Annotated in this window: 15 protein-coding genes; 7 read left to right on the top strand and 8 right to left on the bottom strand. The window is 49.7% G+C overall.

The window, feature by feature from the left end:
- Positions 1 to 44: 44 nt before the first annotated feature.
- Complete coding sequence (locus tag IC229_RS25135) at positions 45 to 500, bottom strand: DUF4920 domain-containing protein (RefSeq protein WP_190890117.1); 456 nt, start codon at positions 498 to 500, stop codon at positions 45 to 47.
- Between the two features lie 107 nt (positions 501 to 607).
- On the opposite strand from IC229_RS25135, the gene IC229_RS25130 reads away from it, so the two are divergent.
- Both IC229_RS25130 and IC229_RS25125 read left to right on the top strand, forming a co-directional pair.
- Positions 608 to 1,132 (top strand): DinB family protein, encoded by a 525-nt coding sequence (locus tag IC229_RS25130; protein WP_190890116.1) that lies wholly within the window; start codon positions 608 to 610, stop codon positions 1,130 to 1,132.
- 100 nt (positions 1,133 to 1,232) lie between these two features.
- On the top strand, positions 1,233 to 1,874 hold the full coding sequence (locus IC229_RS25125; RefSeq protein ID WP_190890109.1) for a response regulator: 642 nt from the start codon (positions 1,233 to 1,235) through the stop codon (positions 1,872 to 1,874).
- Here IC229_RS25125 and IC229_RS25120 read toward each other — a convergent pair.
- Complete coding sequence (locus IC229_RS25120; protein ID WP_190890108.1) at positions 1,853 to 3,772, bottom strand: sensor histidine kinase; 1,920 nt, start codon at positions 3,770 to 3,772, stop codon at positions 1,853 to 1,855. The two genes, IC229_RS25125 and IC229_RS25120, sit on opposite strands and share 22 nt — an antisense overlap.
- A gap of 185 nt (positions 3,773 to 3,957) precedes the next feature.
- Between IC229_RS25120 and IC229_RS25115 the strand changes: the two genes are divergently transcribed.
- Genes IC229_RS25115 through IC229_RS25100 form a run of 4 tightly spaced genes read left to right on the top strand, consistent with a single transcriptional unit; the run spans position 3,958 to position 7,547 of the window.
- Entirely contained in the window at positions 3,958 to 4,866 is a 909-nt protein-coding gene (locus tag IC229_RS25115) for a DUF6588 family protein (RefSeq protein ID WP_190890106.1), read from the top strand.
- A complete protein-coding gene (locus tag IC229_RS25110; RefSeq protein ID WP_190890105.1) occupies positions 4,863 to 5,531 on the top strand; it encodes a hypothetical protein in 669 nt (222 codons plus the stop codon). The genes IC229_RS25115 and IC229_RS25110 overlap by 4 nt, the downstream gene beginning before the upstream one ends.
- A gap of 42 nt (positions 5,532 to 5,573) precedes the next feature.
- Entirely contained in the window at positions 5,574 to 6,839 is a 1,266-nt protein-coding gene (locus IC229_RS25105) for a hypothetical protein (RefSeq protein ID WP_190890103.1), read from the top strand.
- Between the two features lie 39 nt (positions 6,840 to 6,878).
- A complete protein-coding gene (locus IC229_RS25100; RefSeq protein ID WP_190890102.1) occupies positions 6,879 to 7,547 on the top strand; it encodes an LCCL domain-containing protein in 669 nt (222 codons plus the stop codon).
- 77 nt (positions 7,548 to 7,624) lie between these two features.
- Here IC229_RS25100 and IC229_RS25095 read toward each other — a convergent pair whose 3' ends face one another.
- From IC229_RS25095 to IC229_RS25075, 5 genes are all read right to left on the bottom strand, one after another.
- Entirely contained in the window at positions 7,625 to 8,701 is a 1,077-nt protein-coding gene (locus IC229_RS25095; RefSeq protein ID WP_190890100.1) for an aminotransferase class V-fold PLP-dependent enzyme, read from the bottom strand.
- 104 nt (positions 8,702 to 8,805) lie between these two features.
- A complete protein-coding gene (gene serA, locus IC229_RS25090) occupies positions 8,806 to 10,710 on the bottom strand; it encodes a phosphoglycerate dehydrogenase (protein WP_190890098.1) in 1,905 nt (634 codons plus the stop codon).
- A gap of 3 nt (positions 10,711 to 10,713) precedes the next feature.
- A complete protein-coding gene (locus IC229_RS25085) occupies positions 10,714 to 11,085 on the bottom strand; it encodes a HepT-like ribonuclease domain-containing protein (protein WP_190890096.1) in 372 nt (123 codons plus the stop codon).
- Positions 11,078 to 11,365 (bottom strand): nucleotidyltransferase family protein, encoded by a 288-nt coding sequence (locus IC229_RS25080; RefSeq protein WP_190890094.1) that lies wholly within the window; start codon positions 11,363 to 11,365, stop codon positions 11,078 to 11,080. Before IC229_RS25080 ends, IC229_RS25085 begins: the two co-directional genes overlap by 8 nt.
- Positions 11,366 to 11,370: 5 nt before the next feature.
- Entirely contained in the window at positions 11,371 to 12,405 is a 1,035-nt protein-coding gene (locus IC229_RS25075; RefSeq protein ID WP_190890192.1) for a YheT family hydrolase, read from the bottom strand.
- A gap of 238 nt (positions 12,406 to 12,643) precedes the next feature.
- On the opposite strand from IC229_RS25075, the gene IC229_RS25070 reads away from it, so the two are divergent.
- On the top strand, positions 12,644 to 13,174 hold the full coding sequence (locus IC229_RS25070) for a DUF2911 domain-containing protein (RefSeq protein ID WP_190890093.1): 531 nt from the start codon (positions 12,644 to 12,646) through the stop codon (positions 13,172 to 13,174).
- 412 nt (positions 13,175 to 13,586) lie between these two features.
- Here the strand turns inward: IC229_RS25070 and IC229_RS25065 are convergent, their stop codons facing one another.
- On the bottom strand, positions 13,587 to 20,456 hold the full coding sequence (locus tag IC229_RS25065; RefSeq protein ID WP_190890091.1) for an FG-GAP-like repeat-containing protein: 6,870 nt from the start codon (positions 20,454 to 20,456) through the stop codon (positions 13,587 to 13,589).
- Positions 20,457 to 20,477 lie beyond the last annotated feature (21 nt).

The raw sequence follows: 20,477 nt of genomic DNA, 5'->3' as shown, positions 1-20,477 counted from the left end.
TTAGGTAAGACTCTGATCCCGTAACAACCGTTGGAAATCGTACTTTATTTTTTCACGATAACACCGTCGGCCATGAACGTAATGGCTTTTTCAGGCTCGGTGATTTTCTCAATTTCTTCCTTCGATTTCCCGGCATCTTCGGCGTAATGACGGAGTTTGGCAACGGGCGTAGTCGTTGTTTCGGCCAGACCTTCTACAACAACGGTTTTCCCTTCAATATCTTTCGGAACAAAAAATGCATAGTCCTTAAACATAACCCGCATGGTTTGACCTTCAGCGGTTTTAACTTTCATCCAGCAGCCTTTCACCTTACAGACCGACTCAACGGTGCCTTCTACCTTGGTGTTTATTTTCTCTTTATCGCCCATCTGGCTGGCTAACTGGGTAGCAGGGATGGCACCGGCTTCGGTAATTTTTTTGCCGTGATAGCTCACTTCCTTCTGTGCCGAAGCGCTCCAGGAAATGGCAATGAACAAGCTGAAGAACAAGAACTTTTTCATTCGTTTCTTTCGTGTTTAGTCCGTTTGTTTTGTTACGTACCAACCGATGCATCTATTGTAGGCCGGTATACTATCTTTACCCAAAAGTAAGGATTTATCCCGAAAATATGACACCTACTGCCACCGAACTACAACATCGGCTAGCCGATGAATGTCAACAATTTATAGATGTTATCAACTCTGTGCCCGAACACGATTTTTATCTACGACCTGCTGATAAATGGTCGATAGCCGACGTAACGCAGCATCTGTACCTGTCGGCGCGTCCGATAGTTCGGCTGATGACCGGCCCGCGTGAGGTGCTTCGGCAGTGGGATAGCCCGGACGTAGCGTCGCATACGTATCAGGAATTACGGACGAACTATGAGAACGTACTGGCCTCAGGGGTGAAAGCGCCACCCACGATGTCGCCCCGCCCCGAAGATACGGAGGTCGAAAAACGCGAACTTGTGAAACGATTCACTGGTATTTATCAGGCACTTTCGGAAGCGACTGATACGTGGTCGGAAGAAGAACTCGATACGTTCTGCATACCGCATCCGGCTCTGGGGAAACTGACGGTACGTGATATGCTGCTCTTTACTTGTATCCATACGCAACATCACCTTCGGCTTCTGACCATACATGTATGATGTAGGATGTATGTTGATCTATATTTCTGATAATCAATCGGTAGGATGTTATATATCCTACCGATTGATCAGTAATAAAACCTTTACTACGTAGCACATTATGCCTGTTCGAATTGTGGTAGCCGATGATCATCCGGTTGTGCTCGATGGAGTTCGCCTGATGCTCGATAGCATTGGCGGTTATGACCTGACCGGTATTGCTACGTCCTTGAGAGAACTTGTGTCGGTATGTGCGGATGCGCAACCCGACGTACTGATTCTCGATCTGAATATTGAAGGAAAAAATAGTCTGGATATAGTACCCGAGCTTCATCAACGCCATCCCAACCTGAAAATCATTGTTTTTTCGGCGTATCAATCCAGTGGTTTGATCAAAAAAGCGTTGGAAATGGGCGTTCGGGGTTATTTGCTGAAGGATGCCCTCAAAGCCGAGTGGGCCGAAGCACTGGCCAGTGTTCAACAGGGAAAAACGTATCTGAGCCGCTATATTAAAACAGGGGGAACATCGACATTCGATAAACTCATGAACGTAGCAGGTTTTTCGGAGATAGCCGATCTCTCGGAGCAGGAAAAGAAGATTATACGGCTAACGGCGCAGGGAATGACCGAACAGGAACTGGCTGAAAGCCTGTTCATTAGCAAGCATACGGTGCATACCCATAAGAAAAACATCTTCAAAAAACTCCATCTGCATACCAATGCCGACCTCGTAAAGTTTGCTTACGAGAACAATTTGATTTGAACGGGTATGTCTACTACGTGTTCCATACCCTTTGGCAGCCGGTGTACGGTAAGTTGTCCATTCAGCAACTGAATCCGCGCTGTTACGTTCTGTAAGCCAATTCCTGCGCTCTTTTCTGCTACGTCGTACCCCAAGCCATCGTCAGAAACAATAAGCATGAGTTTGTTGTCGGTCTGTTTCAACGCCACGGTTATCTGGCTGGCGTGCGCGTGTTTTGTAGCATTGTTCAGCAGTTCAAGAGCAACCTGATAAATCGTCTGATTCACTAAGGGCGGAATTTCTTCGCTACGTATCGACTCTGCCTGTAGTGATAATGTTAGCTCTGGGTGACTGCTACGTACATCTTCGATCAATTCCTCCAGCGCGCCAACGAGTCCGTATCGTTCCAGCAAAACGGGCGATAAAGCGTGCGAAAATTGCCGGACATCCTGTCCAACATCGCCCAGTGCTTCGACCAGTTGCTCGGCTTCGGGTTGGTGACCATTCAGTTTTTCGGACAATAGCGAAAGACGTAGCCGAATGTTGGCCAAGGTCAGACTAATACCGTCGTGGAGCTCCTGCGAGAGTCTGCTTCGTTCGATGACTTGCCCTTCGAGCAGGCGGATGGCGTTACGTTGTCGCTGCTCAGCCAGTTCGGCTGAAATCTGGGCATTTTGCAGAAAGATATTTTTAAACCGGTTGGCGATCAGTACTGATAAAATAATCGCATCGATGATCGTAGAAGCCAGCGGAATGTTCTGAGTGATGTAATTGTCGGGAAGATAACCGGCATGTACGAAGGTAATGTTAGTGGCCGAGAACAGAATCATCATAAACCCAAAAGCGGCCCAAAGACCTTCTGGCTCCCTCGTTTTAACGAAGATATAAAGGCAGATAAAGGGTACCGACGTAATGCATATCGCGTACAGAATATGAATGAGTATCATAAACTGAAGGAGCGATTCGCCACTGTAATAGTGTGGATTATACCAGTAGTTTTCAAACAGGCCGAGCGCAGGACTCTCCAACCCAAACGTAACGAGAGCAATGGTCAGGAGAGCGAGCAATACGTTTGTATACCAGTATAAATAAGGACGCGTCTGGCGCAGGTTAAAGAAATCCTGAATGAATAAATAAGAGGACAAATAAATCAGTAATGCAGTAGCCGGACGGGCCACACTGGTCCACCAGGTGCTTTCAGACCAGAGTAGAGCGAAACCAAAGCCCGTGTGGGCTATCATAAATAGCCATATCGAACTGAGATAGAAAAAATAATATAAGATAATCCGTTGGCGGAAGAATAGAAGCGCGAGAAAACAGGCTACACAGTAGAGGCTGCCAATACCAATCATGAACCCCGCAACCAGATATAGCTGGTAGGAATGGGAGTTGAAATAAGCTTTGTCCCATAAACGTAGCGGAATCTGTATCTGCTCGCCATGTTTATCGACCCATAGATAACCCGTAATGCTTTGGTGCCCCCGTACCGTAATCGGAAACAAAAAGTGAGGATGTTCAATGATTCGTTGGGAATACGGAAAATGGTCGCCGGTGAGCATACTGACGTGCCATCGATTCCCGGCGAGCGTGAATAACCGGAGTTTATTGATGTGCGGATTTTCGATTTCGAGCAGCAACTCCTTTGCCTGAGCGTCGGGGTTATGGAGTTTGAATTTAACCCAGTAAAAACTATTCGAGAATCCTACGTTTATGGATGGGTCTTTTTGCGGCCTGAAGGTTCGATGCGCTACGTCCCACAGCGTTAACCGTTTTGTGGCGTCTTCGAGCAGTTGAACCTGACGATCCAGCGATTCCTGACGAAAATGCTCACCTACCTCCACCGTGAGTTGCCCATGTGCATAGGAGAGCAGGAGGGCGAGCGTTATACAGAGCGCCCATTTTCGATAGAGAGGTTTCATAGAGGAGGTAAGTTCGAGGGTAAGTTACAAAAAATACCCTCACGAGGGTATTGATGTCGGGTTGGCTAACTATCTAATTTTCAGCTTTGTTAGGGTATGCCGCTTAATCTATATGCACGTCAGTTGATGTTGCACAGGTCAGGAAGCATAGCCTATCAGGAAATAGCTTTCCTTCCAATCCGACCATGAAAAAACTACCGATTATAGTAGCTGTCTTCATCGCTACAACTGGGCCAGTCAGCGCCCAAAAGGTGAGCAGCTATTTGAATGCTTATTTAGGCGAGAACAAAAATGGGTATCTGCAACCCCTGGCCGATCTGGTCATTTCAGGGATGAATACCGGCTTGCAGCCATCCGTTCGGATTGACAACCGGTTCTACGTTCGGTTCAACCTGACCGCGATTGGCGCAATGCCGATGTCTTCGCAAAAAACCTTTACGGCCACCTCTGATGGAAACTTTACGCCCCAGCAAACGGCTACGGTGCCGACCATTGTGGGCGCTAATCAATCGGTTTCGGTACGGGGTGACAACGGACTGAAGTATGTTTTTCCGGGCGGCTACGGGCTGAAACAAATGCTGTGGGCAATTCCGCAACTCAGCATTGGCGGTATCAAAGGAACCGAACTGTCGTTACGTCTGGTCCCCTACGATTTCGGCGGAGATTTCGGTAAACTCCAGATTATCAACGTAGGTGTTCGGCATGATGTCGGGCAGTACTTCCTTACGAATTCGCCCCTGGTGCTGAATGTAGGGTATGCTTACAATAAATCAGACATCGGTCGATACGTAGCACTTCAGAGCCATTTCGGATACGTTCAGGCGGGCGTGAGCAGCAAACAGTTGGGGGCCTTTCTGTGGGCAGGTTACCAGATGGGTACCTTCGATATGCATTACGATTATGTCGAGAATGCAAGAACACAGTCGGTTGTAGCTAATCTGAAGACAAAACAGCCGTTTCTAGGCGGCATCGGCCTACATGCTCAGTTGGGTTTTTTCTCGCTGGGTGCTGGCGTTGGGGGACCCGTTCCACTGACCGGTTATACATCAATAGGCTTTCGGTTCGGTTCACAAGCAAACACAGTAAACCCATGAAATATAACATGTTAAAAGGAGGCCAGTTACGGTTAAGTGTACGGGTACTGCTCTCATTGCTGGCACTAGTCATTTTGGCAACTGGATGCCAATCCCGTCGAAAAGTAAAAAAAACGGTTAAGGGCAAAAAAAGCCTGGTTTACCAGATTAACACGACTGGCGCTACTGACCAGGATGGATTTTTGTATACCTCTACCCTGGTGGATGCGTTGGGGGATGAAGTCGATTACAATACGGTTATCGATAGCTTCGAACTTACCAGCCTGAGCGTCGGACTTGTCCCCAACGCCGGAAACACCGCCCAGAACTTCCGTATACAGTCTATTCAAGCCAGCACACAGGGAGGCACCAAATACGAAATGGTTGACCTGTCTAAGATACCTGCTGCACTTCCCCTCAGTTCCGTTGGCTCCAGCATTATCAATGCTCTTTTATTTGCTGAAGGACTGGAGGGTCTTAATAACACGATCAGGACGGAATTAGTCGGTCGTAATCCAACCAGTCTCGCCCCCAGGGCCATCCAGTTCCGACTCCGGGGGACTAATCTTCCGGCGGGCTCGCGGGCTTCTGTCACGCTGACCCTAGATATGGAACTTACGATGGAATATACGACGTGCATGTCCGTACCTGAATTCCTGTTTAGTGATTTGCCTAGTTGTAAATGATTCAGGTAAATAAGCGATGACTCCGCTTGTAATCTATCTGCTATGAAACAAATTCTCTACGTATCAACAGCAACTATTCTACAGCTTTTTGCTACGTTCACCTATGCCCAATCGGTTAGTCTTTCCAAATCGATATACCCTCCCGGCGAACAAATTTTCGTAAACTATTCAGGCTTTCCGGGGAATAATCGGGACTGGATCAGTATTGCCCAACCCGGCAGCGCTGATGACAAATACATCGTGTGGGCTTATACGAATGGCAATAGAAGCGGAACGATGAATTTCAATGGCCTTTCCTATGGCAACTATGAAATTCGTGGCTACTACAATAACGAAGGAACGGTACGTGTACGAGTGCCGTTCAGGGTCGGTAACGCTGATCAAAACCTGTCCGTTAAAACGCAGCGCCCTTCCTATAGGCCTGGTGAGAAAATCCTGGTTGACTTTTCGGGACTGCCCGGCAACGCCCGCGACTGGATCAGCATTGCTCAGCCCGGTAGTGCCGATGACAAATACATCGTGTGGAAATATGCCGATGGAAAACAAAGCGGCACGATGGAATTGGCTGGCCAACCCGAAGGCAATTACGAAATAAGATCCTATTTCAATAATGATGGTGTGATTCGGTCACGTCATGCGTTTACGGTCAGTAAAAATGCAACAGGTACTACGCCAACAACGGGCCGAACCGGAAGGCCGGGACGATTCTGTAACAAAGAGTTGAGTGTCTTTTATTCAGGTGTCAATCAGCTAGGACTGGCGTGGGGCCGACTGGGTTCAGATGTCATTGCTCCCGGTACCATTACCGATGTTCAGGCGGCACTGAGCAGTGCCATCGCCGGTATAAATACCATTACGTGCCTGGATTTCGATGTCAATAAAATCAGAAGTTATTCTACTCGGTTGCCGGGTATGTCGAGAGTACAGGCCGTCAACGAAATCGATCAGCTCATCAAAGAAATACTGGCGTCCATTCAGCGCGCCCGCATTACGTGTAACAGTGGAGCCAGTCTGGCCGATTTATACGGTATCGGTATCCATCTGGGCGCATCTCAGGCCATTTGTAATACGTTTGTCTGCCGGGCCATTCCAGCCGATTGGCAGGGAAATCTGCGTAACCATTTGAGTATGGTTAGCAGAGGAATATCTGGCTACAGCGCCTGTATTCCGGGGGTTAGCCCGTCGGTAACCAGTGGGGTTGCGGTTGGTTCGCCCAATGCCTATATACCGTTTTCGTCAATTGTCGCTATTCATATTCAGGTATTGTGGAGTGTATCCTTATCCTCCTGCTGCTGTAGTTGTAATTAAATATCTGATTATCAGTATATTGGCGATAGAAATAAAAAAATGAAAAAACGACTGGTTTTAGTTTTCTGCATATTGGGCTGGTTCCTTTCAGTTCAGGCGCAGCCTGCTACGTCGCGTGGAGAACAGCGTTTACCCATTTCATTTCAGGAGGGAATGGCGCGGGCAGAAGCCGCCTTACGTGCCGAAGGGTATGTCAATATTGGTGTACAAGCTAATATGGCGCTCGGTTATAAGGGCGAAAACACGGCGATGATTATGGTTAATGAAGCCACCAATGGTACGTACTGGATCAATATCGTCGTGGCCAGCCTAACCAACAATGCGGGTATTCCCGGTGGAGAGCGGGTGAAATTACAGGGGCGAATAGGCAACCCCAGTACGAATGCAAATCCCCCAGGACCTACGGGGACAACAGCCGCTGACTGGAACACAACGGCGGTCGGGTGGCGAGGGAAGAATAACCAACAGGTCAGTTTTACGTGCCCAAGTTCGGGAAAGCCCTCCACCGAACTGTGGGGAACGGATACCTATACGGATGATTCTTCGATTTGTACAGCCGCCGTTCATGCCGGAGTCATTACGTATGGCGGTGGAAACGTAACGATTGAGATACGTCCCGGCCTGTCAGCCTATTCGGGCAGCGCGCGGAATGGGGTAACTAGTAAAGGATATGGTGGATGGCATAGTAGTTTCATATTCATCCGGTAATGATAAAGCTGTAACGTAGCGGTTATGTTTTATACTATGTTACAGCTTTATAAATCAGGGTGTTACGTTGTGAAAACCTACTGCTTCAATTGCTCGATCAGAGCCGAAATCTGTTCGGCCGACGTAGCAGGGAAATTCGCGATCCGAATCTGCGATTCTTTAAACTTACCGTAACCACTACCCACAATCATGTGCTTCATCTTCGCAGCTGCGATAACTTCGGCAGCCGGCTTTTGTGTGGTTGCCACTACGACAGTTTGCGAACGATGCCGCTCCTGTTTCACGAATGACTGATACGTATCGGAGCTATCGAGAAACTTATAAATGGTACGTGCTTTTTCTTCGGTCTGTTTGCGAATCGTCTCGATACCAATCCGGTTGAAATCTTCAGCAATTTTCCCCAGCAAATAAATAAACAATGCGTTGGGAGTGGCCGGTGTTTCAAAGGTTTTGTACTGTTTCCAGAGTGTCGGTAACGTGTGATGTGCGCCAATTGTAAGCGTATCGCTTTTTTGTAACTGTTCGGCTTTGGCCAGACAGGCTTCGCTTGCGATCCAGACACCCAAACCGGCCGGCATACCGAAGGCTTTCTGCACCGAAAAAAAAGCCGAATCAATTATTCCAAAGTCGAGGTCAGGATAAGGTGCCGATGACACCATGTCGACGCAAAACAATTTTTTTGGGTATTTGCGCTTGAGTTTGTGAATTTCCGACGTCTTCATCTGAACGCCTGACGAGGTTTCATTTTGAGCCAGACAAACTACTTCGGCATATTCAGGCACCTGAATGTCGGCAGCGTCGAAACCTTCACCAAACGGTTTTTCCAATACGTGAGTGTGTTTGTGAAGAGCTACAGCATAATCGTAGAATTTCTGCGAAAATGAGCCATTGACCAAATGAAAACTTTCGTGCTCCACACAGTTCAGCAACATTCGTTCCCAGACTTCGGAGGCCGAACCCATAAAGAAAATTCCGTGCGTAGCTGGAATCGACAACAGGATTCGAAGCTGCTCGTCCGTGAATTTATAAATATCCCGAAACCGCTGACTCCGGTGCGAAATCGACCCAATCTGCTCATCCATCGCCACTTGAAGATGCTGCTGAAACGTCGGATAAAGCTCAGCCGGACCAGGCGTGAAGTACGTATTTTGCATAATCAAAGAGTGAATGAGCGAAAGAGTGAAAGAGCGAAAGAGCCTGCCCGATGGTATTCGCCGTAGCGACGGACCGCTCTTTCATTCTTTCATTCTTTCGCTCTTTAATAAAGTAATCTAAACTTAATGGTATTGTCGATTTCCTTGAGTTCCTGAACCACCTCGTCGGCATATTCTTTTGCTACGTCGGTGATGACGTAACCGATTTTCTCGTTGGTTTTCAGATACTGGCCGTGGATATTGATGTGGTATTTGGCGAAGATGTTGTTCATCTGGGCCAGAATACCCGGTACGTTGTCGTGAATGTGCAGCAGCCGATGCGCACCTTTCAGCAAGGGTAACTGAAGTTCAGGGAAATTCACGCTACCATACGTACTACCGTTGTTGATGTATTCGAGTAGTTTACCCGGTACAAAATTTCCGATATTTTCCTGTGCTTCTTCGGTACTGCCGCCGATGTGCGGTGTCAGTATTACGTTGGGCAGGGTACGTAATTGGCTCATGAATTCCTCGTTGTTGGTTTTGGGCTCGTATGGGAATACGTCTACACCCGCGCCGTACACTTTGCCCCGTTCGATTGCGTCGACCAGCGCCGGAATATCGACTATATGACCCCGCGACAGGTTCAGGAAAATAACCCCGTTTTTCATCAGCGAGAATTCGCGGTAGCTGATCAGGTTTTTGTTTTCCTTGCGTCCGTCGGTGTGCAGGCTGATGATGTCGGCAACGGCCAGCAGTTCGTCCAGCGATTTGCATTTGCGGGCGTTACCTAGCGCTAGTTTGTCGACAACATCGTAGAAGTAAACTTCCATGCCCAGCGCTTCCGCCACCACCGATAACTGCGTTCCGATGTTGCCATAACCGACCAGACCCAGCTTTTTACCACGAACCTCAAAGCTGTTCTTGGCCGACTTATCCCAGCCGCCCTTGTGCATCAGATTGCTCTTTGGCACAATGGCACGTATCAGCATGATAATTTCGCCGATGGCCAGCTCGACCACCGAGCGCGTATTGCTATATGGCGCATTGAAAACGGCAATACCTTTCTGGGTGCAAGCATCCAGATCAATCTGGTTGGTGCCGATGCAGAACGCGCCCACTGTCATCAGTTTGTTGGCGTGTTCAAGTACCCGCGCCGTTACGTTCGTTTTCGACCGAATACCCAGAATCGATACGTCGCGGATGGCTTCGATGAGTTCGTCTTCATCGAGCGCGCCTTTCCGGATCTCTACGTTAAAGCCTTCCTGTTCAAACAGTTGAACGGCCACTGGATGAACGTTCTCCAGCAGCAGAACCTTAATCCGGCTTTTGGGATATGACTGACTGCGACTTAGGTTGTTATGGTATAAAAATTCATCGAGCGAGGGTGCTACGTGGTCGGCTTTCTCGACTACGCGAGGGCGCATTACATTCTCGGTGAAAGCGTAAAAACGATTGGCAAGCCCGGAGGCTTTGATTTCGTAATCCGTATAACCATCGCCAATTACGTAAACTTCGCCATCGAGATTCAGGTTGCGGATCACCTGCGATTTCCCACCATTGGCTGATAGGGGATTTTTCGCATCGAAACCGACAATCGATCCCGTTTCGTCGAACACAAACGTATTGGCAAACACATTTTCGGCCAGCACGCCCAACGACGTAACGATAGGAACGATGAACTCCTTAAACCCATTCGACACTACGTAGATATGCTCGGCATTTTCAGTCAGAAAATCTTTGTTACGCGTAAACGAATCAGATATTTTGCCCATCAGATTTTCGATGAGGGCCGGCAATTGGGTCTTATGCGCCTTCAACAGATTCAGCCGAAGATTGAGCGATTCGGTAAACGAAATCTCGCCCGACATACCCCGGTCGGTGATGGTTTTAATCTGGTTCAAGGCGTCGTCGCGGTCGGGCCGACCAGCGAGTGAGATTTCGCCCAATACGTCGAGGGCCTCCACTTTGGTGAAGGTGCTATCAAAATCGATGATGTAATACGTTTGTTCCAGTGGTTTGGTGAGCATGATTTACATTGGTTCAATATCCGCGTCTATTGGCGGGTTACTACCTAAAGTCTGTTTTACATTTTGTTGAAGATCAGGTAGATGAAGTGTGATAATGCGCCACATAATCTCATAATCCAGCCCAAAATAATCGTGAACCAGAATAGGTCGAGTACGAATAATTCGCATCCATTCGATAGTCGGATGTAGTTCACGAAACGACTTGGAAATGCGATTGGCAGCTTCTCCAAGTACTTGAATGTTCCGTACAACCGCATCACGCACCATCCTGTTACTTAGAAAAGAATTATAGTCTAGGCCATCAGTATATTCCTGTATTGCTTCGAGAGCATCTAGCATATCCGCTAAAAGAATATAATCTGACCGTTTAGACATACTGTAACTGACGCGTAATAAAGGGTATCAGGTTTGGCTTAATTGCCTGTCTGGTTACCAGATCAACAGGTTTCTGCAACAAGTTTTCTAACTCAATAGACAAATCAATGAATTCAAAACCAACAGGTTGCTTGAATTCCATTAAGATGTCTACGTCGCTTTCCTCTGTCGCGGTGCCATCGGTATAAGAACCAAATAAGGCCATCGTTGACAGAGGGTACGCCTTGAATAAATGTTCTTTATTCGTCTGAAGGAGTTGCTTTATCTGTTGCCCGTCCATATCAATTATCGTTCTGTCAAAAACGCCAGCGTTCGCTCTTCCGACCAGTACGTTCCCTGAATGCCACCGCTTTTCGATGGGAAGCCACAGTGACCGCCTTGCTTGGGAAACTCCATCCAGACCTTCGGTAGTTCCCGAGCCAACGTATCAGGAAAGCATTCGGGCGATAAAAACGGGTCATTTTTAGCATTTACGATCAGTGTCGGAATCGCAATATTTGGAATGAACTGTAGCGAACTGCTACGTGTATAGTAATCCGTTACGTCCCGAAACCCGTTCATCGGTGCTGTGAATAAGTTATCGAATTCGCGAATGTTACGTGCTTTAGTTATAGCTTCTGTCGGAAAGACGCCCGGCATAACGGCAGCTTTCTGCATGACCTTACGTTTCAGCGTCCGATTAAAGCGATAATTATAAACCAGGCTATCCCATCGCTCAAGCCGCTGCGCCGACCCCATCAAATGGACCGGAACCGAGAAAACAACCGCTTTTTTAATTGCTGGATTAATTTTCTCACCCCCGTGCGACGGACCCTGTTCGCCCAGGTATTTCAGCGTTACGTTGCCGCCCGCGCTGAACCCCATCAGGTAAATTTTCTGATACCCTTTCTGAAGCGCGTAGTTGATAACGTAGTGTAAATCGCTCGTTTCGCCGATGTGGTAAAACCGCTCCTGCCGATTCATCTCGCCACTACACGACCGATAATGCCACGCCAGACAATCAATGCCGTTTTGCGTTAAATGACGTACCATACCCGCCAAATACGGACTCGTCGAACTCCCCTCAAGGCCGTGAGAAAGGATGGCTAATGGGGTAAATGATGAGTGATTATTTGCGTCAGCCAAGTCATCACTCATCGCTCTTAACTCATCACTACAAAACGCCCAATCCAAATCCAGGAAATCGTCATCAGGCGTGTCGATACGTTCGCGGACGTAGGCGGTTGGTACCTTGCGAAAGAGCGAGGGAATAATGGTTTGCAGGTGGCCGTTCCACAAACGGGCAGGCGGCACATAACTCGATGAGGCAATCAGCGGCATTCCAGACGCGGTCGATTGAAGCCGCAAAGGTAAAGCTTCTCTGGCTCACAAACTTGATAAATTCGAAAAAATCGGCTAGTGATCTCTTTTTAGGCTAATCAGGCCATTTTTTCTGCCTGATTTTGGCCCGGGTTTTAGGTAGCAAATTTTGGTACGTATTTTGAATAGTTTAGGACTGAAAAACTATCATTCTCATTTTGTCGTTTATAGACGTAGTAAACAAACCAACTTTTTACACATGAAAACCCCGTTTTTAGTACTTGTTTTTCTGTTTGCCATGGTATCGCTGGTACAGGCGCAGGATAAAAAACCTGCCAGCCCCAAGATGACCGTCGAAAGCCCGGATAAGAATGTCAAGGTTGTTTATGGCCAACCATCAAAGAAAGGGCGGGTTATTTTCGGGCCTGAAGGTTCCAGTAGTCTCGAAAAATATGGCAAAGTATGGCGCACGGGCGCAAACGAAGCCACCGAAATCACGTTCAAAAACGACGTAATGTTTGGTGGTAAAAGGGTGAAGGCTGGTACGTACACGCTGTTCACTATCCCCGGAGAAAAAGAATGGAGTGTTATTCTGAATAGTACGCTGGGGCAATGGGGTGCCTATGATTATGATAAAATTAAAGGCACTGACGTAGCTACGATTAAAGTACCTGTTTCGGCGAACAAAACGCCAATTGAGAAACTGACCATTACCCCATCGAATTCGAGTATAGCTATCGCGTGGGACAATATGACGATCTCGGTACCGGTTGTAAAGACTACTACCTAGGAACCCTAAAATCGCTTCATTTTAACAAACCCCAGTTCGGTTCGAACCGAACTGGGGTTTGCTGTATATAGGGCTGTTCCAGTAAATAACGTGAATAATGGGTATTTTATTCGCGCAATTTATTAGTATACAGTGGTTTGGCTAGGATGTTTTTGTCATCCTGAGGCACGAAGGAACCTAAAGCTTGCATACTCCCAAGTAAGGATGCTTTAAGATCCTTCGTGCCTCAGGATGACAAAAAAGCGCAAATCAACCATTCATTATTCACGTTAAATAACCTGATTTTAACACCAAGTCAACGTGAATAATGGATTGATGGGATAATAACTAATTCGTTTACAGTGCATTGCTGACATGTGTGGCTTCGTCAAGCTCAGCAATACGTTAATTAACCCATTGTCGCATTCCCTGATCAAAAACCGAGCCTCACCTTCGCACCGGTCTGATACGTTAGCTTCCCGGCTACTCCGTAACGTAGCGTTTTGACCTGTGCTACGTAGCTGGTTGTCAACGTAACGGCATGATTAAGCTGTACTACGTCAGCAGGACCGGGCACCACTCCACACGACCATACGGCCGGATCATCCCAATTTCCTGCTTTGACTGTAGTGATAGCTCCATTAGTCCGGCAGTTGTTCGGATCGATCACCCGCAACGTAAAGCTGGTGCTCACGGTCAAGCCTTGCGGGTCGGTGGCTGTCACCGTTACTGTGCTGAGGCCCGTTACGCTGGGCACACCCCCAATCTGAGTCGGTGGACTGAAACTGAGTCCGGCGGGCAAACCGCTCACACTCAGCGAAAGGCTTTGGGGCGATTCGTTATCGGTGAAGGTAAGTTGAGGAATCGTGTAGCCAAACTCCTGACCCACTTTAGCCACCTGATCGGTCAGCGGCTGGTTGACGCGGGGTGGCGTGTTGGGCTGTGGATTCTGACAGAAATTGAGCCAGTTGTAGATGAAACTGGCTTCTCCCCCACTGCCTGTCTGTTTGGCCTTCAGTACAATGCTTGGCTTGTCATTGTAAAGTTGCAGACTGTAAGGCCCCGGCGCAGTGGTCGGTGCCAACTCATCCACTACCCAGAAGCTAATGGCCTGTCCGTTGACACCACTGTAGCGAGGCTGGAAGCTGATGTCGTAGCGGTTAGCCGCAATCTGGGTGCAGGTAATGGGACTTACGCCGGTGATGGCGAACGGTGCACTGGCCGTAACCGAAGAAGGTTGAACGATGAGGTTGAAGCTGGTCGTAGCCGTAAGTCCGCCGGGGTCGGTCGCAATTAACGTTATGGCCGACGTGCCGGTTTGAGAAGGTGTACCTGAAATGTTGGTTCCCACCAGTGTCAGGCCGACGGGCAATCCACTGGCGGCCAGTGTCAGGGCTTGTGGAGTCTGCGCGTCAGCGAACGTATTGGCCAGACTTAGACCAAACGGCTGGCCCTGAATAGCCACCTGATCGGGTACGGGATTTGCCAGGGTAGGAGGGGTGTTGGTTGCCGAAGGGTCTACCACCGTCAGCACAAACGTAGCTGCCACAGTAAGTCCACCGGGATCGGTAGCGATTACCGTTACAGAACTTGTCCCGGCTGCGGTGGGTACACCCCCGATCTGATAAGGCGCCGTAAAACTTAATCCAGCGGGTAGTCCATTGACCGACAGGGTCAGGCTTTGGGGAGATTCATTGTCGGTAAACGTGGTTTGGGGCAACGTATAACCAAATCCCTGCCCGACGCGAGCGATTTGATCAGTCAACGGCTGATTCACTCTGGGTGGGGTGTTGGGTTGCTGATTCAGACAAACGGCCAGCCAGTTATAGGTATAGGTTACCTCGCCCGGCGTACCGGTCTGCTGAGCGTGGAGAATCAGCGTGGGATTATCGGTATAGAGCTGTAGCGTATAGGGTCCGGGATCAGTAGTGGGGAAAATCTCGTTGGCAATCGAGAAGCTAACCGGTTGCCCATTGAGACCGACGTAACGAGGTGTAAAGCTGATAACGTAGCGGTTACTGGCAATCTGCTGACACGAATTGGAGATAACCGACGAGATGGCAAACGGCGATGAAACAGTGACCGAAGCGCCTGCCGAACAACTGCCCGTAGTACCCGTAACAGAGTAAATGCCTGCCACATTAACAACAATGGCAGACGTAGCAGCGCCCGAACTCCACTGGTACGTAGTGGCTCCACTGGCCGTAAGCGTAATCGCCTGCCCCCCACTGATGGTCAGTGACGGATTGGCCGAAATACTCACCACAGGCAACGTATTGTCCTGACCGATCTGCACCGACGTAGTGGCTGTGCAACCATTTCCACCCGTCAACGTAACGGAGTAAGGCCCAGCGGACGTAGCACTGATCACTTGAGACATAGCACCTGTACTCCAGCGATACGTTCCACTACCCACCGCTGTCAAACTCACGGCTGGATTGGTGCAGGTCAACGTAGCGCTCGATGGATTGATACTAACCGTAGGAGAGGAATTATTCTGGAATACCTGAACCGATGTTGAAGCGGTACATCCGTTGACTCCTGTCAACGTAACGGAATACGTATTCGCTGACGTAGCGCTGATGATCTGAGACGTAGCACCCGTACTCCATCGATACGTTCCAGTGCCAACGGCGGTTAAACTCGCCGTTGGACTCGCGCAGGTTAACGTAGCACTAGCGGGCGTAATACTCACGGCGGGTGTGGTAGTTGAACTGAACACATTCGTGCTGGCCGTAGCGGTGCATCCACTGGCATTCGCCACAATGACCGAATACGTTCCTCCACTACTCACCACCAACGTATTACTGGTTCCTGGTGTACCGATTACTGTACCGTTGCTATTGGTGAACGTGTACGAAGTGCCGCCCGAGGCTGTCAACGTAACACTGGTTTGAGCACACGTTATCGAACCGCTGCTGACTAGACTCGGCTTGGGTAACTCGTTAACAGTCACCGTAGCCGAGGCCGTGGAGTAACAACTCGTTTCAGCAGCCAACCGCGCTGGACCTGTTGGGCCGGTAGGACCAGTTGGCCCCGTTACACTGGCCACTCCTGAAACAGTGACTGAATACGTTCCGGTGGCCGTTACGTTGATCACCGCCGTCGTTTCGCCCGTATTCCACAGGTAAACACTACCGCCCGAAGCCGTCAGCGAAGCGGGCTGTCCCTGGCACACTGTCAGACTCGATGGGCTAATACTGGCTACCGGAACGGGGTTGATGGTCAGATAAACTGTAGCGGTAGATGAACAGCCAGCCGCGTTGGTCACCGTCACCGATTGAGGACCGGCCGGGCCGCTGTAGCCTCCGCCCGGTCCTGGATTACCAGAAGGGTCGTTGGTGTTGACGACGATAAATTGTGTTGTCTGTCCATTGTTCCATTGGTAGGTCGTACCCGTAATGCCGGCTGGAACCGTCAGCGTAACAGACGCCCCCTGGCAGACCGTCAGGCTGGGGCTGGCTGTAATAGTGGCGTCAGGAACGCTGTTGAGTGTCAGTGAGATGGATACCGTTTTGGTACAACTATTGGCGATATCGGTGGCGGCAAAATACAACGTAGTACTGCTGCCTATAGATAGACTGGTAGCCGTGAACGTATTGGTACCCTGATTGTATGTGCCTGCGGATTGGGTAAGAGCCTGATCTTTATACCATGTAGTACCCACCGTAAACTGGTTGTTGTTGGCTCCCAGTTGCAGAGCTGGCGTAATGGTGAGGCTACCGCAACTGCTGATGGGGGCGGCAATTACATCGTTGTTCGTTACGTTGGGAATTGGGTTTCCCTGCGGATAGTCGATAATTCCATTGTTGGTCAGGGAGGTATTTATAATCTCCTCCTGAATGATGCTGAAGTTGACCGGACCATTGATGAGGGCGGCCTTGATCGCTTGTCCGTCGGCTTGTGATAACATCACTGAAGGAATCGTGATCTGATCGGCAAATGTGCCAGCCCCCATTGTCTGCACACCGGCTACATTATTGAATACGACTACGGCAATGGCACCCGCCTGTTGCGCAGCATAAACTTTTTGACTGAAAGCGCAGGTTCCCCGGTCAACCAGCGCAACTTTTCCCATGAGCTGGACTGCATTTACAGGGGGATTACACCCCTCTGTAGGATTGGCCGTACCATCATTAACCAAAACGGCATCGGCGGTCAGGTTCACCGTGGCTAAAAGCGGTCCAAAATTAGCGGTGCCATAGGTGTACGTTCCGGCTATCCCAGCGGGCGAATTAATCCGCACAATGGTTCTGGTCGGTTTTCGTGTCGTTTTGACCGTCAGGAGGCCATTGTTGGTGAAGGTGCCATTCTCGTTATAAACCGGCGCAAAAACCCGGATAACGCCACAGGCCAGATTGGTGAACGTTCCCGCGTTGGCAATACCATTGCCCGCAACACTGACCGATGTTCCGATGCTGATTGTCCCCCCGTTGGTAAAGGAGGTGCTTAGTTCGTTGGAGATGGCCGCCTGTCCGGCTACCGTCTGGTCAATCTGAATCGAACCGCCGGCCAGATTGATAAAATTAGCCAGAACAGTGCCCGTATTGTTCCCATTTAACAGTCCACCACTCGGAAGGGGGGCGATGCTGCCCATCCGAATCTGACCGGCATTGACAAACTGCGTGGTATTGGTTAGCCCCCGACTTACACGTTCCAGCTCAATAACAGCCCCAGCATTGTTGGAGAAGGAGGTTCCGGTATGCAGAATACCCGTTGCACCCGTATTGGCAATGGAACCAATGAAGATTTTTCCATCATTTCGGAACGTAGTGTTCGGAAGGTTCCAGATACCATTGGCCAAAGCTCTGTCAGCCCTGATTTCTCCAGTAGATTCATTAATAAATGTCCCTCCATCATTATAGATATCATCCTGACCCTCAAAGGCGACATCCCCAATAGTCAGCGTAGAAGAATTGACAAACGTACCACTGTTATATACGCCGTCACCGCTCACGCCTAAGCCAGTTCGGTTAATGTTGATGTTCCCACCCAGACTATTTCGGAACGTACCTCTGTTGGTAATACCCTGTCCACCAATCGTAGTCGATGCACCAATAGTAATGGTAGCCGAGTTAACGAAGTTGCTGGACCCGCCACTCCCGTTGTCTATGCCCTTTCCCGTCGTCTGGTCGATTCGGATGATGCCGCCCGCACTGTTCAGAAAGGGACCATTGTTGAATAACCCCCCGTTGACAACTACTCCCGAACTGCCAATGGTGATGGCCGCTACGTTGGTAAAACTGCCGTTTACGTTGGCAACAGCATTCGTTAGCGTTCGGTCTACGATAAGGCTGCCCCCGGCCAGATTTCGGAATGTTCCCTGGTTGCGAATCCCATATTGCGCCATAGTGGCTGTAAATGAATTGCCAACCGCTATCTGCCCGCTGTTGGTCGTTGTACCCCTGTTCAGGAAGGCGACGGTGAATCCCGACGTCGATTTCAGGCCGTTGATGGCCAAACTTCCCGCAGCGGTGATGCTCAGCGAAGCGCCACTTTGCACTTCCACGGAGTAGGCTACCGCCGATGTACTCAGAATCGGCTGGTTGGCGGGTTCCGATGGAATCAATACGTCGTCGGTAGACAACGGTACGCGGGCCGGACACCAGTTGCCTGCTACGTTCCAGTCGGTACTGGTCTGCCCTGTCCAGGTGAGGAACGTAGCAGTGGCCGAAGTCACCGAAGCCGAGGTAGTGGCTGTACAACCTCCTGGGCTCGTCAACGTAACGGAATACGTACCAGCGGCATTCACGGTGCGAATGGCGTTGATGGAGTTGTCGTCCCAACGTACCGTTCCTGTTCCAGCTGCCGTCAGGCTCACCGTCGGACTGGCGCAGGATAACGTAGCACTGGACGGATTTATACTGACCGTGGGCGTGGCATTGACCATCAAACTGACCAGACTGGTACTGGTGGGTGAACCTCCGGATGAGGCCACGGTAATAGTAAAGGTTTGCGGACCACTCACGCCCGTACCTACGCTGGCCGAAACCGCGCTGGTAGATGTAGCAGACAGGGTAATACCCGCCGGAGCCGCCCAGGTGTAACTATAGGGAGAGGTGCCTCCCGATGCCGTCACCGACAGGACTGCTGTACTACCCGCACAAACTGGATTGGGACTGGCTGAAGTGACTAATATCGGTGGAAAAACAGCGCAGTTCAACTGTATCGACACATTGCTGTTTTGGTAATGCGTTACGGCCAGATCGGATTTGCCATCTCCATTGAAGTCCGCCACTGCTACAACGAAGGGGACAGGTCCGGAGATAAAGTCGGTTTTTGGCGCAAAACTCCCCGCACCATTGCCCAGCAGCACCGATACATTATTACTGTTGGAATTTGTCGTAACCAGATCGAGCTCCCCATCCCCATTGAAGTCACCCGCTGCCAGACTAAAAGGGACAGGGCCCGTAGGAAAGTCGGTTTTGGCCCCAAACCCCCCCGCTCCATTGCCCAGCAATACAGACACATTGCTGCTATTGTTATTCGCCGTGGCCAGATCGGATTTACCATCTCCATTAAAGTCCCCCACCGCTATCCAAAAGGGGCTGTTTCCCGTGGGATAGTCAGTTTTGGTGCCCAAGGTCCCATCCCCATTACCCAGTAGCACCGATACCGTGTTGCCGCCGTTGTGCGTCACGGCCAGATCGGATTTCCCATCTCCATTGAAGTCCCCCACCGCCCCATACCAGGGGGCATTTCCCGCAGGATAGTCGATTTTTGGCGCAAAACTCCCCGCACCATCACCCAGTAGCACCGATACCGTGTTGCTGTTGTAATTCGACGCGACCAGATCGAGTTTCCCATCTCCATTGAAATCCCCCCCCGTTATATTCCAAGGGCCAGGTCCCGTAGGATAGTCGATTTTTGGCGCAAAACTCCCCGCACCATCACCCAGCAGCACCGATACATTGTTACTGCCGACATTCGATACGGCCAGATCGAGTTCCCCATCCCCATTCAAGTCTCTCACCACAATCGAGTGGGGGGAATTCCCTGTGGGAAAGTTGGTTGAGGGGGCAAAGGTGCCATTACCATTGCCCAGCATCACCGATACCGTGTTGGTGCCGAAACTCACTGTAACCAGATCGCCATTGTTATCGCCATTGAAATCTCCTGTTGCGACCGCTACGGGGTAGACTCCCACGGCATAGTTGGTAGGGGATGAAAAACACTGCGCCCAGGATCGGCTGCTCATACCGGCCAGAATTGAAAAGACCAGTACCCAGGGGATGAGAAGGTATCGATTTCGGGTCGTAGATGAATTAGAGCAGTTAGGTCGGGTTTGAAAAAATACAGTCATGCGCTGATTGAGTTGATTAGT

This window comes from Spirosoma profusum (genome assembly GCF_014699005.1).
In the GTDB taxonomy this organism is placed as follows: Bacteria; Bacteroidota; Bacteroidia; order Cytophagales; family Spirosomataceae; genus Spirosoma; species Spirosoma profusum.
This window is presented reverse-complemented; position numbering and strand designations above follow the sequence as displayed.

Bases quoted from the DNA above. Each gene is read 5' to 3' on its own strand.
- IC229_RS25135 (WP_190890117.1), bottom strand. From the start codon at position 500: ATGAAAAAGTTCTTGTTCTTCAGCTTGTTCATTGCCATTTCCTGGAGC.
- IC229_RS25130 (WP_190890116.1), top strand. From the start codon at position 608: ATGACACCTACTGCCACCGAACTACAACATCGGCTAGCCGATGAATGT.
- IC229_RS25125 (WP_190890109.1), top strand. From the start codon at position 1,233: ATGCCTGTTCGAATTGTGGTAGCCGATGATCATCCGGTTGTGCTCGAT.
- IC229_RS25120 (WP_190890108.1), bottom strand. From the start codon at position 3,772: ATGAAACCTCTCTATCGAAAATGGGCGCTCTGTATAACGCTCGCCCTC.
- IC229_RS25115 (WP_190890106.1), top strand. From the start codon at position 3,958: ATGAAAAAACTACCGATTATAGTAGCTGTCTTCATCGCTACAACTGGG.
- IC229_RS25110 (WP_190890105.1), top strand. From the start codon at position 4,863: ATGAAATATAACATGTTAAAAGGAGGCCAGTTACGGTTAAGTGTACGG.
- IC229_RS25105 (WP_190890103.1), top strand. From the start codon at position 5,574: ATGAAACAAATTCTCTACGTATCAACAGCAACTATTCTACAGCTTTTT.
- IC229_RS25100 (WP_190890102.1), top strand. From the start codon at position 6,879: ATGAAAAAACGACTGGTTTTAGTTTTCTGCATATTGGGCTGGTTCCTT.
- IC229_RS25095 (WP_190890100.1), bottom strand. From the start codon at position 8,701: ATGCAAAATACGTACTTCACGCCTGGTCCGGCTGAGCTTTATCCGACG.
- serA (WP_190890098.1), bottom strand. From the start codon at position 10,710: ATGCTCACCAAACCACTGGAACAAACGTATTACATCATCGATTTTGAT.
- IC229_RS25085 (WP_190890096.1), bottom strand. From the start codon at position 11,085: ATGTCTAAACGGTCAGATTATATTCTTTTAGCGGATATGCTAGATGCT.
- IC229_RS25080 (WP_190890094.1), bottom strand. From the start codon at position 11,365: ATGGACGGGCAACAGATAAAGCAACTCCTTCAGACGAATAAAGAACAT.
- IC229_RS25075 (WP_190890192.1), bottom strand. From the start codon at position 12,405: ATGCCGCTGATTGCCTCATCGAGTTATGTGCCGCCTGCCCGTTTGTGG.
- IC229_RS25070 (WP_190890093.1), top strand. From the start codon at position 12,644: ATGAAAACCCCGTTTTTAGTACTTGTTTTTCTGTTTGCCATGGTATCG.
- IC229_RS25065 (WP_190890091.1), bottom strand. From the start codon at position 20,456: ATGACTGTATTTTTTCAAACCCGACCTAACTGCTCTAATTCATCTACG.